Origin of the sequence: Pseudomonas syringae group sp. J309-1 (assembly GCF_032582135.1) — a bacterium.
In the GTDB taxonomy this organism is placed as follows: domain Bacteria; phylum Pseudomonadota; class Gammaproteobacteria; order Pseudomonadales; family Pseudomonadaceae; genus Aquipseudomonas; species Aquipseudomonas quasicaspiana.
The window spans coordinates 27,448-41,622 of sequence record NZ_JAWHNU010000023.1 but is presented as its reverse complement, the minus strand read 5'-3'; the positions used below and the strand labels follow the sequence as shown (position 1 = coordinate 41,622).

General features: G+C 57.5%; 12 protein-coding genes. 4 read left to right on the top strand and 8 right to left on the bottom strand.

What is annotated here, in order from left to right:
* Positions 1-10: 10 nt before the first annotated feature.
* From RX972_RS14430 to RX972_RS14420, 3 genes are all read right to left on the bottom strand, one after another.
* Positions 11-2,020, bottom strand: a complete 2,010-nt coding sequence (locus RX972_RS14430) for an ABC transporter permease subunit (RefSeq protein WP_316876374.1) — start codon at positions 2,018-2,020, stop codon at positions 11-13.
* A gap of 412 nt (positions 2,021-2,432) precedes the next feature.
* Positions 2,433-3,422, bottom strand: a complete 990-nt coding sequence (locus tag RX972_RS14425) for a phosphate ABC transporter substrate-binding protein PstS family protein (RefSeq protein ID WP_231672782.1) — start codon at positions 3,420-3,422, stop codon at positions 2,433-2,435.
* A gap of 171 nt (positions 3,423-3,593) precedes the next feature.
* Entirely contained in the window at positions 3,594-4,886 is a 1,293-nt protein-coding gene (locus RX972_RS14420) for an MFS transporter (protein ID WP_099270104.1), read from the bottom strand.
* A gap of 481 nt (positions 4,887-5,367) precedes the next feature.
* On the opposite strand from RX972_RS14420, the gene RX972_RS14415 reads away from it, so the two are divergent.
* Together RX972_RS14415 and RX972_RS14410 are read left to right on the top strand one after the other, a co-directional pair.
* Entirely contained in the window at positions 5,368-5,769 is a 402-nt protein-coding gene (locus tag RX972_RS14415; RefSeq protein WP_027901946.1) for an acyl-CoA thioesterase, read from the top strand.
* Between the two features lie 193 nt (positions 5,770-5,962).
* Positions 5,963-6,871, top strand: coding sequence for a D-hexose-6-phosphate mutarotase (locus RX972_RS14410; protein WP_027901947.1), 909 nt, complete (start codon positions 5,963-5,965; stop codon positions 6,869-6,871).
* A gap of 107 nt (positions 6,872-6,978) precedes the next feature.
* Here the strand turns inward: RX972_RS14410 and RX972_RS14405 are convergent, their stop codons facing one another.
* The 5 genes from RX972_RS14405 to RX972_RS14385 form a co-directional block, all read right to left on the bottom strand.
* The gene (locus RX972_RS14405; protein ID WP_027902269.1) at positions 6,979-7,512 is read right to left on the bottom strand and encodes a DUF3299 domain-containing protein; all 534 of its coding nucleotides are present in this window, start codon (positions 7,510-7,512) and stop codon (positions 6,979-6,981) included.
* A gap of 85 nt (positions 7,513-7,597) precedes the next feature.
* Entirely contained in the window at positions 7,598-7,846 is a 249-nt protein-coding gene (locus RX972_RS14400; RefSeq protein ID WP_027902270.1) for a GlsB/YeaQ/YmgE family stress response membrane protein, read from the bottom strand.
* 198 nt (positions 7,847-8,044) lie between these two features.
* Positions 8,045-9,127 (bottom strand): 5-(carboxyamino)imidazole ribonucleotide synthase, encoded by a 1,083-nt coding sequence (locus RX972_RS14395; RefSeq protein WP_099270106.1) that lies wholly within the window; start codon positions 9,125-9,127, stop codon positions 8,045-8,047.
* Positions 9,128-9,136: 9 nt separating this feature from the next.
* Positions 9,137-9,628 (bottom strand): 5-(carboxyamino)imidazole ribonucleotide mutase, encoded by a 492-nt coding sequence (gene purE / locus RX972_RS14390; RefSeq protein ID WP_027902272.1) that lies wholly within the window; start codon positions 9,626-9,628, stop codon positions 9,137-9,139.
* 213 nt (positions 9,629-9,841) lie between these two features.
* Positions 9,842-10,753, bottom strand: a complete 912-nt coding sequence (locus RX972_RS14385; protein ID WP_316876222.1) for a LysR substrate-binding domain-containing protein — start codon at positions 10,751-10,753, stop codon at positions 9,842-9,844.
* A 312-nt stretch (positions 10,754-11,065) separates the two neighbouring features.
* Here RX972_RS14385 and RX972_RS14380 point away from each other — a divergent pair, with 312 nt between their 5' ends.
* Together RX972_RS14380 and RX972_RS14375 are read left to right on the top strand one after the other, a co-directional pair.
* Positions 11,066-12,490 (top strand): aspartate ammonia-lyase, encoded by a 1,425-nt coding sequence (locus tag RX972_RS14380; RefSeq protein ID WP_027898152.1) that lies wholly within the window; start codon positions 11,066-11,068, stop codon positions 12,488-12,490.
* Between the two features lie 231 nt (positions 12,491-12,721).
* Complete coding sequence (locus tag RX972_RS14375) at positions 12,722-14,170, top strand: alanine/glycine:cation symporter family protein (RefSeq protein WP_099270109.1); 1,449 nt, start codon at positions 12,722-12,724, stop codon at positions 14,168-14,170.
* The last annotated feature ends 5 nt before the right edge of the window (positions 14,171-14,175 follow it).

Sequence of the window (14,175 nt, the reverse complement as noted above, 5' to 3'; positions counted from 1 at the left end):
TCTACCTTCCTTAGAGAGACGAGTATTGCTTGCGCAGGCGCTGACGGATCAGCTCTGCGAGGGTGTTCATCACAAAGGTGAACATCAACAGCACCAGGGCTGCGAGGAACAACACTCGATAATGACTGCCACCCACTTCCGACTCAGGCATCTCCACAGCCACGTTGGCCGCCAGAGTGCGCATCCCCTCAAACAGGTTCATGTCCATGATCGGCGTATTGCCGGTGGCCATGAGCACGATCATCGTTTCGCCCACCGCACGACCCATGCCGATCATCAGTGCCGAGAAAATCCCCGGGCTTGCGGTAAGGATGACCACGCGGGTCAGGGTCTGCCACGGCGTAGCGCCGAGTGCCAGCGAACCCAGCGTCAAACCGCGAGGCACACTGAACACCGCATCCTCGGCAATCGAGTAAATATTCGGAATAACGGCGAAGCCCATGGCAATGCCGACCACCAACGCATTGCGCTGGTCGTAGGTAATGCCCAAATCGTGGGAGATCCACATGCGCATGTCACCGCCGAAGAACCAGTTCTCCAGGTGCGGGCTCATGCTCAGTGAAAACCAGCCTACCAGCAGAACCACTGGCAACAGGATCGCGCTTTCCCAACCATCGGGAACCCGCAGGCGAATCGAGTCAGGCAACCGGCTCCAGGTGAAACCGGCGAGCAGAATGCCAACGGGCGTCAGCAGCATCAGGCTGAACACACCCGGTAAATGACCTTCCAGATAGGGCGCCAGAAACAGCCCTGCGAAGAAGCCGAGGATCACCGTCGGCATGGCTTCCATCAGCTCGATTACCGGTTTGACCTTGCGGCGCATCCCGGGAGCCATGAAGTAAGCGGTATAGATCGCAGCGGCAACCGCCAGAGGCGCAGCCAGCAGCATGGCGTAAAACGCAGCCTTGAGCGTGCCATACGTCAGCGGTGCCAGGCTCAGCTTGGGCTCGAAATCGCTATTGGAGGCGGTGGACTGCCAAACGTATTGAGGTGCATCGTAATTCTCGTACCAGACCTTGCCCCACAATGCGCTCCAGGACACTTCCGGATGCGGATTCTTCAAGCTCATCGGCCGCAACGCACCGCCCTGCTCTACCAGAATCTGATCCGCACGCGGTGACAGGGCAAAGATACCCGAACCGTCAGCAACTTTTTCGACCACCAACGTGCGATGCGCAGTGCTATGGAAAACGCCGAGCTGACCCGAAGCGTCCAGTGCGATAAAGCCCTTGCGCCGTTGCTCAGCAGTGATCTGGGTAATCGGCGCCGTACCCATCTTGAAGTCGCGAATGTGCATGAAGCGCTGTTCGCCATCGACGTCACGGGCCATAAACCATTGGGCCATGCCGCCTTTTGAGTTACCGATGATCAACGAAATGCCGCCCACCAGCTGGGTGCTGGCCGTGATCTCGGCATTGCCGTCTTCAAGCAGTTTGTAGCGGCCGTTGAGCGTGCGATCACGCAGACTGAACACGTCAGCCTGCGCACGACCGTTGATCACATACAGCCATTGCTGGCGTGGATCGATATAGATGGCTTTCACAGCCTCGGACATCTGCGGCAACTCGATACGAGTTTGCTCGCTGGTGACCTCGCCGGTCATCATGTTTTCTTCTTTGGCCAGCGACAAAACATGCAATTGCTTGCCGGTGGTGCCTGCGATCAGGAGCTTCTCGCCATTGGCATTGATGCTCACATGCTCAACCGCCTGCCCCCCTTCATCCAGCACCAGCGGTGCTTCGCCATAAGGCCAGGTGATGGTCGGCGTGATGGTTTTATGGTTGTTCGGGTAGGTGATCAGGTAGCTGTGCCTGAACGCCAAGACTTGACCATTGGACAAGCCCAACGCAATCAGCGGCGTACCCGGCTGATCCTGACCAAGCGAAGCCACGCTCACGCCAGCAGGCAACGGCAGGCTGACCCGCTTGATTTCTGCACCGTCCGCGATGCCGAAAAACACGGCTTCGCCCTTGTCGGAAATACGCATTCCGACCTGGTTCTGCTCTTCGACAGTCAGCATTAGCGACTTGCCGGCGTCGTTCAGCCAGGCAGGCTTCAGAGCGTCTTCCTTGCTCAGGCTTGCGCCCTGAAACAAAGGCGCAACCACATAAGCCAGGTAAAAGAAGATCAAGGTGATAGCCGCGAGCACGGCGAGGCCGCCAATGGCGACATACCAACGGGTCAGGCGGTCCTTGAAAGCGCGTATGCGGCGCCTGCGTTGCAGCTCAGGCGTATTGAAATCAATGCGCTTGGCAGGTGAATTCTGATTCATTGATGAATTGGCCAGATCATTCATGCGCACACCCTAGTCGCCCTGTATGACAAAAACATTACAGCGGGGTGACGCAAAAAAGCCCGCCACCTAGGATCATGGCAGCGAACTGTTCAGTTAACGGTGGGCCTGATTAGAACAGATCCCACCGCAACCCGGATTATTTTGCGGCTGCTTCCTGCAGGCCCAGATCGGTCAGAGCCTTGCTTACCACTCTCGGCGGCAGCGGAATGTAGCCGTCTTTCATGACCACTTCCTGCCCCTGCTTCGACAACACCAGCTTGATGAACTCTGCTTCCAGTGGGGCCAGCGGTTTGTTCGGAGCCTTGTTGACGTACACATACAGGAAGCGCGACAGCGGATAAGTGCCGTTCAAGGCGTTGGCCTCGTTGTCTTCAACGAACTCGCCACCTTCTTTTTTGGCTAGAGGGACGGTACGCACGCTGGACGTTTTATAACCAATGCCCGAGTAACCGATGCCATTGAGCGAGCTGCTGATGGAGCTGACAACCGAAGCCGAACCCGGCTGTTCGTTCACGTTAGCCTTGAAGTCGCCTTTGCACAGTGCTTCTTCCTTGAAGTAACCATAGGTGCCGGACACCGAATTACGACCAAACAGCTGAATAGGTTTGTTTGCTAGGTCGCCGGTTATACCCACATCACCCCAGGTCTTGGCGTCTGCCTTGGCACCGCAAAGGCGAGTGACCGAGAAGATCGCATCCACTTGCGCCATGGTCAGCCCCTTGATCGGGTTGTCCTTGTGTACAAACACTGCCAGCGCATCCACCGCAACCGGGATTGCCGTTGGCTTGTAACCGTATTTCTGTTCGAACGCCGACAACTCGCCGTCTTTCATCTTGCGGCTCATCGGGCCCAGGTTGGCGGTGCCTTCGGTCAGTGCCGGTGGCGCAGTAGAGGAACCGGCTGCCTGAATCTGAATGTTCACGCTCGGGTATTCTTTCTTGTACGCCTCAGCCCACAGCGTCATGAGGTTCGCCAGGGTATCGGAGCCCACGCTGGACAAGTTGCCCGAAACACCCGACGTCTTTACGTACGGTTTGATCGCCGGATCAACAGCAGCAACCGCATTGGCAGTAGCGACGCCAGCGGCAACGAAAGTGAGTGCGGTGATCAAACGTTTAAAAGTCATACCTTGCTCCGAGCGAGGTGAAGAAACAGGTCCGTTGGCCCGAGTATTGGCCTGACGCGTGACGACTCTATGACTTAATTGTGACAATTAAATGAAAGGCCGCCACCCTGTTAAGGAATGGCGGCCTTGAGTACCACGCGGCATGAAACGGAAGTCTTCAGACTCGAACTATCAGCGCTTTTTAGCGATCAGGTAGCAGCCAATCAGCATGCCCAGCACACACAGAATCGCAACATACCAGGCGGGTGCCATAGGGCTGGATTTGAGCATGAGCGTCACGACCATCGGCGTCAGGCCGCCAAAAATCGCGTAAGCCAGGTTGTATGAGAACGACAATCCCGAGAAACGCACCACGGCCGGGAATGCCTTGACCATCACGTACGGCACTGCGCCGATGACACCAACGAACAGGCCGGTCACTGCATACATCGGGAACAGCCAATCAGGATTGGCCGCCAGCGTGTGGTACATGGTCCATGAGCAGATCAACAGGCCCAGGCTGCCAAACAGGAACACACGGCCAGCACCAATGCGGTCGGCCAGTGCGCCCGAAGCGATGCAGCCCAGACTCAGGAAAACGATCGCCAGGCTATTGGCCTTCAGCGCCACAGCAGCCGGGAAGCCGAAGGTCGCGCCCTGCAGGATGGTCGGGGTCATCAGAATGACCACGATGATCCCCGCCGACAGCAACCAGGTCAGCAGCATCGAGATAGCAACTGCACCGCGGTGATCACGCAGTACTGACTTGAGTGGTACTTCTTCGGCCAGCGCTTTGCGCAACTGCAGCTCGGCGAACACTGGCGTTTCATGCAACCAACGGCGCAGATACACCGACAACAGGCCGAACACACCGCCTACCAGAAACGGGATACGCCATGCATAGTCGGACACTTCAATCGGGGTGTAGATGCTGTTGATGAGGGTCGCCATCAGGGAGCCCAGCAGAATGCCGGCCGTCAGACCACAGGTCAGCGTGCCACAGGCATAACCGATATGACGCGCAGGAACGTGCTCTGAAACGAACACCCAGGCGCCCGGCACTTCACCGCCAATGGCTGCGCCCTGTATGACGCGCATTAGCAGAAGCAGAATCGGCGCCCACATGCCGATCTGGGCATATGTCGGCAGCAGGCCCATGATCAGCGTCGGCACCGCCATCATGAAAATGCTCAGGGTGAACATTTTCTTGCGCCCCAGCAGGTCGCCGAAGTGCGCCATGATGATGCCGCCCAGAGGACGCGCCAGATATCCTGCGGCGAAAATCCCGAAGGTCTGCATCATGCGTAGCCATTCCGGCATATCCGCCGGGAAAAATAGTTTGCCGACCACAGCAGCGAAGAACACGAAAATGATGAAGTCGTAGAACTCCAGCGCGCCGCCCAACGCGGACAGCGACAAGGTCTTGTAGTCGTTGCGGGTCAGCGGGCGCGAAGGCTGCGCGGTACTCGAAGGCACAGTTGACATGAACAATACTTCTCTAAGGAGGCTTCTCTTGAATAGGGTTAGCGACAGTAAAGCAGGTTACGGCGGGGTGGCCTGCAACTGCGATTGTCCGGAGCAACTGTGCGGATAGGCACCAAAATTGCGTGACACAGGCAGTCATGCCGCCTTGTCGGGTCCGGCACGATAGCAAATTGTTTCAAAAAGCACACAGCCTGATGCGTATATCGTCGAAATCAGTACTCGATGGTCGTTTCATGACGCATCGCCCGATATACTCGCAGACCGTCGGATTACTGTCGGTTGTGTGTCGGAATGTAGCGCACAAGCCTCAGTCAGTCGGGGGTGCTGTGCGAAATCAGCTGCCATTCAGCCGCTTTCGCAGAGTTTCCCCTTCAGGTGTTCCACCTGCGCTGAACGCTTTATGTTCACGCAAATGGTTTTGAATAGCGCCTGCCAACCGCGGCAACAATACTAAGAGTCATGGGTCAGAGGCACCCTAGGCATGATCGAGTTCGAACAAGAAGATCCAATCCCGCAAGGCGATCTCGCTTTGCAAATCACCGCACTACCCCGCGAAACCAACGGCTTCGGCGATATTTTCGGCGGCTGGCTGGTATCCCAGATGGATCTGGCAGGCACCGCAATGGCCAGCAAGATCGCGGGCGGGCGGGTTGCCACAGTGGCCATTGATCGCATGGCGTTTCTGGTTCCGGTGGCAGTGGGCGCGCAGCTGTCCTTCTATACCCAGGCACTGGAAATTGGCCGCAGCTCCATCCAGATGATGGTTGAAGTCTGGAGCGATGACCCGCTGTCCAGCGAATGGCGCAAAGTGACCGAAGCGGTGTTTGTGTTTGTGGCTATAGATGGCAGCGGGCGCACCCGGTCGGTTCCAGCGCGGCGATAAGGCTGGGTATTTGTAATTGCAGGAGCTGCCGAAGGCTGCGAAAGGCCTATTCCTGAAACACCGCGATTCGCAGCGTTCGGCAGCTCCTACAGTGAATCACACTCCAAAGAAGGTAAGGCTGGCTGGAGAAAGGTAAACTCATCGACCTGGACATGGTCCATTTTGTCTTAGTCTTTGTTTGAGAGTTCTTTATATGCCAACGCCCCAGGTCGAATCCGTCACCATCGATGAGCTTAACTGCTGGAGAATCAGCCACGGTGAAGCTGAACTCGTTGTCGCCCAGCAAGGTGCGCATATCGTCAGTTACAAGCTGGCCGGGCAGCAGCCGCTGATCTGGTCCAATGATCAAGCCGCCTTCAAAAAAGGCACTCCGATTCGCGGCGGCATGCCTGTGTGCTGGCCATGGTTCGGCAATCTTCAGCGTAACCCGGAAAGTGTTCAGGCCATGCGCGTGAGCGACGAGCCCGCCAAGGCTCATGGCGAAGTACGCGCCATTGACTGGGAATTGATGGGGATGGCCGAAGATGACGACGCGTTGATCGTCGATTTCATCCAGCCCAAGACGGAAGGCAAGCTGCCAGGCTGGCCGCATAACGTGGGTCTGAAACTGAGCATTCGTCTGGACGAAGCACTGAATGTCAGCCTAGTGAGCTACAACTCCGGTACTGAAACCGTGAGTTTCAGCCAAGCGCTGCACACCTACTTCGCCGTCAGCGATGTACGCGAAATCAGCATCAAAGGCCTCGATGGCGTGCGTTACATCGAAACTCTGGAAAACTGGGAAGAGCGCAAGCAGTCCGGCGATGTGAAATTCGCAGGCGAGACCGACCGCATTTACCTCAACACCCCGGACATGCTGAGCATTGTCGATCCGACATGGCAGCGCAAAATCCATATCTGCACCAACGGCTCCAAGTCAGCCATCGTGTGGAATCCGTGGATCGAGAAAACCAAAACCTTCAACGATATGGCCGCTGATGGCTGGCAGGGCATGGTATGCGTCGAAACAGCCAACGTGCTGGACGATATCGTGACGCTGGAGCCGGAGCAGATGCATGTGCTGGATGTGAGTATCTGGGCTGAGTCTTTGTCGGAAGCCTGATTTCTGTAGGAGCGCGCTTGCCCGCGATGAACGATAACTCGGTCTGTCTGACAAACCGCGTCATCGCTCATCGCGGGCAAGCGCGCTCCTACCGGCCTGCGTAAGCCCTACAAATCCGCCTCAACCACCACTCGCGCTTTCTCTGCATCCATTGCATAAGCCGCATCAGCCAGATCGTTGCTGACCTTTTCAACCTTCAGTTTGCCAACCACCCACAGCGGCGTGTAGATGTCTTCGATCTTCAGGCCTTTGGGGTAACGCACCAACACAAGCTGGTTGGGCGGTGGCGGTGGCACGTGGATACAGGCGCCAGGATACGGAACAAGGAAAAACAGCGTGCTGTGGCCCTTGGCATCCGTTTCAAGCGGTACTGGATAACCTCCAAGACGCACTTCCTTGCCATTCATGGCCGGTACGGTCTTGGCTGAGTACATGACGGCAGGCAAACCCTTGCTTTGCTTCAAACCACCTTTGCTGTCAAACGTCCCTTGGGCTTCAGGGGAGTTGTGGTCAATTTCAGGCATGGCTTCGAGGGCTTTCTGATCCGACTTGGGCATCAGGTCCAGCCAGTCGGTTTCAGGGATTTCAGCGCGGGCCAGGCCGCAGATCAGAAGCAGAGGGATAACTAAGAGACGACGCATCGACAGGCTCGGCAAGTATGGGAAGTTGAAAAACTGCCCGGCATTCTAGCCCTCTGCGTGCCGGAACGCAGAGGGCCATTGAACATCAGCTTTTCTTTTTGATCAGGCCGAAGATCACCAACAGTACGATTGCGCCAACCAATGCACCCAGGAAGCCTGCGCCTTCGCCTGCCTGATAGATGCCCAGCGCCTGACCGCCATACGTGGCCGCCAGCGAACCGCCGATGCCCAACAGAATGGTCATGATCCAACCCATGCTGTCGTCGCCTGGCTTGAGGAAACGCGCCAGCAGGCCAACGATCAAGCCGATGAAGATGGTTCCGATAATACCCATGCCGTTTTCCCTCTCAAATAAGTGATATGCCAAAGCTTGGTCAGCCATTGGCATCACGCTATCAGAGAGGTGCGGGGTTGGAATGGTTCAATGCATAAGACAGGCACAAAATCCGTAGGAGCTGCCGAAGGCTGCGAAAGGGGTATGTCTGACACCCCGCTTTCGCAGCCTTCGGCAGCTCCTACAAGGGCGTCTTGATCAGTTTTTGATCAGGGCCTCAACCAGCTTCACCTGGCGATCCAGCGTTGCGCGATCAGCGCTGCGCACGGTGGCGTGGCCCACTTTACGGCCCGCCTTGAACGCTTTGCCGTAATGATGCAGATGGCAATCATCAATAGCGGTCACTTTATCAACAGCCGGCACTTCACCGATGAAGTTGAGCATTGCGCTCTCCCCCACCTTGGCCGTTGAGCCCAGCGGCAAGCCCGCTACCGCCCGCAGGTGGTTTTCGAACTGGCTGCACTCAGCACCTTCGGTGGTCCAGTGCCCTGAGTTGTGCACACGAGGCGCGATTTCGTTGGCTTTCAGGCCGCCATCGACTTCGAAGAACTCGAAAGCCAGCACGCCAACATAATCGAGCTGCTTGAGCACACGACCGGCGTAATCTTCAGCCAACGCCTGCAGCGGGTGATCGGTGCTGGCAATGGAGATACGTAGGATGCCGTTGTCGTGGGTGTTGTGCACCAGCGGGTAGAAACGGGTTTCCCCGTCACGAGCACGCACGGCGATCAGCGAGACTTCACCGGTGAACGGTACAAAACCTTCCAGCAAACAGGCAACGCTGCCCAGTTCCGCGAAAGTACCTTCGACGTCAGCTGAGGTGCGCAGAACTTTCTGGCCCTTGCCGTCATAACCCAGGGTGCGCGTCTTGAGCACTGCAGGCAGGCCGATAGCGGCGACAGCAGCATCCAGATCGGCCTGGGACTGAATGTCGGCGAACTCAGGCGTCGGAATGCCCAGGTCCTTGAACATGCTTTTTTCGAACCAGCGATCACGGGCAATGCGCAAGGCTTCGGCGCTCGGATAAACCGGCACGAACTGCGACAGGAACGCCACGGTTTCAGCAGGTACGCTTTCGAACTCGAAGGTCACCAGATCCACTTCGTCAGCCAGCTGACGAAGATGATCCTGATCGCCGTAATCGGCACGCAGATGTTCGCCCAATGCGGCTGCGCACGCGTCTGGCGCGGGGTCCAGGAAGGCGAAGTTCATCCCCAGTGGGGTTCCTGCCAAGGCCAACATGCGGCCCAACTGGCCGCCACCGATTACACCAATCTTCATTGCAAAACCTCAGGCGTCGCGCGGGTCTGGATTGTCCAGAACGCTGTCTGTCTGCTCAGTGCGGAATTTCTTCAACACTGCGTGGAATTGTGGATGCTTGGCGCCCAGGATGCTGGCAGAGAGCAGCGCTGCGTTGATCGCACCGGCCTTGCCGATGGCCAGGGTCGCAACCGGAATACCAGCAGGCATCTGCACGATGGACAGCAACGAGTCGACGCCCGACAGCATGGAGGACTGGACTGGAACGCCCAGTACCGGGAGGTGGGTCTTGGCCGCACACATGCCCGGCAAGTGAGCAGCGCCACCAGCACCGGCGATGATCACTTCAATACCGCGTGCTTCAGCCTGTTCGGCATACTGGAACAGCAAGTCCGGAGTGCGGTGCGCAGACACCACTTTCACTTCGTACGGAATGCCGAGCTTTTCCAGCATATCGGCGGTGTGGCTAAGGGTGGACCAATCGGACTTGGAGCCCATGATCACGCCAACCAGTGCGCTCATCGTCGTGCCTCTCATCGGGCGCCCGCAGGCGCATCAAAAAACAAACAAGCCACGCGGGAGGACCGGCGTGGCTTGCTGTACGAATAATGACCGGTCGAGCCGGCCAAAGGCCGCGCAGTATACCCCAAAGAAGAGCGTTTGAAGCACCCCTCGTGACCATCTGTCCTGTGAGCCGTTTATGACCTGCAAACCCCGTATTTACTGACCTGCGGGTCAAGCTCCATCAGGGGTCGCGGCGCTCTCAAGCTTGCGCCATAACAAGCGCACGCTGGCCTTGCGTACCAAGGCGCAGCGATACAGGCGGATCTCCAGTGGAATATGCCATTGCGGGCCACCGCACTCGACCAGTTCGCCGCGGGCCAATTCGGCACGCACGCTGAGCCTCGGTACCCAGGCGATGCCCAGACCTTCCAGTGCCATGCTCTTGAGACTGTCGGCCATGGCCGTTTCGTAGATCGTGGTAAAGCGCAGGTTTCGCTGGCGCAGTAACAGATTCACCGAACGGCCCAGAAAAGCTCCGGCGCTGTAAGCCAGAAGCGGCACGCTGCCACCGTCCTCCAGAGCAAACAGCGGCTCGCCATGCTCATCGGCGGCGCATACCGGCAGCATTTCGGTGTGGGCAAGATGCAGCGACGGGAAGATTTCCGGGTCCATCTGCAGGGCGGCATCCGGATCGTAGAACGCCAGCATCAGGTCACAGCCGCCCTCACGCAAGGCATGCACAGCGTCGCCAACGTTGGTGGCGACCAGCCGGGTCGCGATGTTCAGGCCTTCGTTGCGCAACTGAGCAATCCAGCGCGGGAAGAAGCCCAGCGCCAGGGAGTGCGCCGCAGCAACCTGCATGACTTCGCCCTGCCCGCCTTCCAGATGGTGCAAGTGACGCAACACTTCACCCAGTTGCTCGACCACGGTACGCGCCGTGACCAGAAACAGCTGGCCAGCCGCCGTCAGCTCGATGGGCGTACGCGAACGATTGACCAGCGTCAGCCCCAGCGCCGCTTCAAGGCTGCGAATACGCCGGCTGAAGGCGGGTTGCGTCACAAAACGCTTCTCTGCCGCCTGGGAAAAACTGCGCGTAGAGGCCAGCGCACTGAAGTCTTCCAGCCATTTGCTTTCCAGATTCATGTTGTCCTCTTACCTGCACCCTATCCATCTGAATTGGGATGGGTCCTGTGGGAGCGAATTCATTCGCGAAAGCCGGTGTGTCAGACAAACAGACGTGTCAGGGACATCTATTCGCGAATAAATTCGCTCCCACAAAGACCCCGCTAACCGCCGGAAATGTATATACACGCCAGTAACACCTATCGCGTCACATCTGCATTATGCCGTTTCGGCATGGCCCAGTATGTAACAGCATTGGTCAAAAATATGCCAGAGGACCAGTATCAGCGGCGTTCCGGCCTTGTCCGTGCCTCTCTTGAGATTATCTCTATCATGTCCTCGCCTGCATCATCGCGCACCGAAAAAGACCTGCTTGGTGTTCTCGAAGTCCCTGCTGACGCGTATTACGGTATTCAAACGTTGCGAGCGGTGAACAATTTTCACCTTTCCGGCGTTCCGCTTTCGCACTACCCGAAGCTGGTAGTCGGACTGGCGATGGTCAAACAGGCAGCCGCTGACGCGAACCATCAGTTGGGCCACCTCAATGCGGCCAAGCATGCAGCGATCAGCGAAGCTTGTGCACGTCTGATTCGCGGCGATTTCCACGAGCACTTCGTGGTGGACATGATTCAAGGCGGCGCTGGCACTTCAACCAACATGAATGCCAACGAAGTCATCGCCAACATTGCTCTGGAAGCCATGGGCTTCGAGAAAGGCGATTACAAACAGCTGCACCCGAATAACGATGTCAACATGGCTCAATCGACCAACGACGCCTACCCGACCGCTATTCGTCTGGGCCTGCTGCTGGGTCACGACGCTCTGCTGGCCAGCCTCGACAGCCTGATTCAGGCATTCGCGGCCAAGGGCCAGGAATTCAACCACGTACTGAAAATGGGCCGTACCCAGCTGCAGGACGCTGTGCCGATGACTCTCGGCCAGGAATTCCGTGCCTTCGCCACAACACTGACCGAAGACTTGAATCGTCTTCGCAGCCTGGCACCAGAACTGCTGACCGAGGTGAACCTGGGCGGAACCGCCATCGGTACCGGCATCAACGCCGACCCGGGCTACCAGAAGCTTGCCGTTGACCGTCTGGCGATCATCAGCGGCCAACCACTGGTTCCGGCGGCTGACCTGATCGAAGCCACTTCCGACATGGGCGCCTTCGTGCTGTTCTCCGGCATGCTCAAGCGTACCGCCGTCAAACTGTCGAAGATCTGCAACGACCTGCGCCTGCTGTCCAGCGGCCCACGCACCGGCATCAACGAAATCAACCTGCCAGCGCGTCAGCCAGGCAGCTCGATCATGCCCGGCAAGGTCAACCCGGTCATCCCGGAAGCGGTCAACATGGTTGCCTTCGAAATCATCGGCAACGACCTGGCACTGACCATGGCAGCCGAAGGCGGTCAATTGCAGCTCAACGTGATGGAGCCGCTGATCGCCTACAAGATTTTCGATTCGATTCGCCTGCTGCAACGCGCCATGGACATGCTGCGCGAGCACTGCATCGTCGGCATCACCGCCAACGAAGCCCGCTGCCGCGAACTGGTCGAGCACTCCATTGGCCTGGTCACCGCACTGAACCCTTACATCGGTTATGAAAACGCCACCCGTATCGCCCGTATCGCGCTGGAAACCGGGCGCGGCGTACTGGAACTGGTTCGCGAAGAAGGCTTGCTGGACGACGCCATGCTGGACGACATCCTGCGACCGGAAAACATGATTGCCCCGCGTCTGGTCCCATTGAAGGCCTGATGCAAATGCTCGACAGCTACACGCTCACCAGGTGTTGAGGACCTAGACACTCCTCACCCCTTTTGGGGGTCCAGAGATCATTCTCTCCGGACCCTTTTTTTTACCTGCAAAACGCTCACTGCCAATAACAACATGGATGTATCGCTGCACTGGAAAGGAAAAGTATTGCAGACGCAAGACGAGCGCACCGGTATAGTGCGCGCCCCTAAAAACAACAGCGAGGATTCTCCAATGCTTGAAGTCATCAACGACTTCCTTTCGGGTAAAGTGCTGATCGTACTGATCGTAGGGCTCGGCGGTTATTTCACGATACGTTCGCGTTTCGTCCAGTTTCGCCACTTTTTCCACATGTTCGCTGTTTTCAGGGATAGTTTACGCAACAGCACCGGCCAGCTCAGTTCCTTTCAGGCATTGATGCTCAGCCTTGCCGGACGTGTTGGCGCAGGCAACATTGCCGGTGTCGGTATCGCCGTAACACTGGGCGGCCCAGGCGCGGTTTTCTGGATGTGGGTCACCGCACTGGTGGGCATGGCCAGCAGCTTCATCGAGTGTTCGCTCGCTCAGCTCTACAAACGCAAAGACTCCGAAGGCCAGTTCCGTGGCGGTCCGGCGTATTACATTCAGCATGGTCTGGGTAAGCGCTGGTTGGGGATGGTCATGGCAGTGTTGCTGCTGGTGACCTTCGGTTTTGCCTTCAACGGTCTGCAATCCCACGCAGTAACCGACTCCCTCAAAGGCGCTTTCGGCATCGATACCATGACCACCGGCATCTGCCTGGTTGTGCTGCTAGGTCTGGCGTTTGTCGGCGGTATCAAGCGTATCGCGGCGATTTCCGACCTTCTGGTGCCCGTGAAAACCCTGATCTATATCGCGGTGACCATCTACGTCATCGTCCTGCAGATTGACCACGTTCCGGCCATGCTGGCGACCATCGTCAAAAGCGCATTTGGTCTGGACCCGGTGTTTGGCGGCCTGATCGGCAGCGCAATCGTCATGGGCGTGAAACGCGGCGTGTTCGCTAACGAAGCAGGCCTGGGCAGTGCACCAAACGTGGCCGCTGTTGCGCAGGTTGAGCACCCGATCTCACAGGGCGTGGTTCAGGCATTCAGCGTGTTCCTCGACACCTTCGTGATCTGCACCTGCACCGCGTTGCTGATTCTGCTCTCGGGCATCTACGATGTGGGTTACAGCGGCAACGGTATCGTTCTGGCACAGAACTCGCTGGCAGCCGTGGTCGGTGACTGGGGTCGTATCTTCATCAGTGTCGCCCTGGCGCTGTTTGTCTTTACCTCGATTCTTTACAACTACTATCTGGGCGAAAACAGCCTGCGTTTCCTCGTGGGCGAGAGCAAGAAAGCCATCGTCGGCTATCGGATTTTCGTGCTGGTGCTGATCCTTTGGGGTGCCGTAGTAGATCTGAACACCGTATTCGCCTTCGCCGACATCACCATGACGTTGCTGGCCTTCGTCAACCTGATCGCCCTGGCAATGTTGTTCAAAGTCGCCATGCGCATCCTGCGCGACTACGATGCGCAACGTAAGGCGGGCATCAAGACTCCAGTATTCGATTCGAGCCAGTTCCCGGATCTGGACCTGGACCGCAACGCATGGCCTGCCAACCCTGACCACACACCGGTCAACCCGGTCGAGGCCACGGCAAAGCCTGCTACCCAAGCCTGATAGCT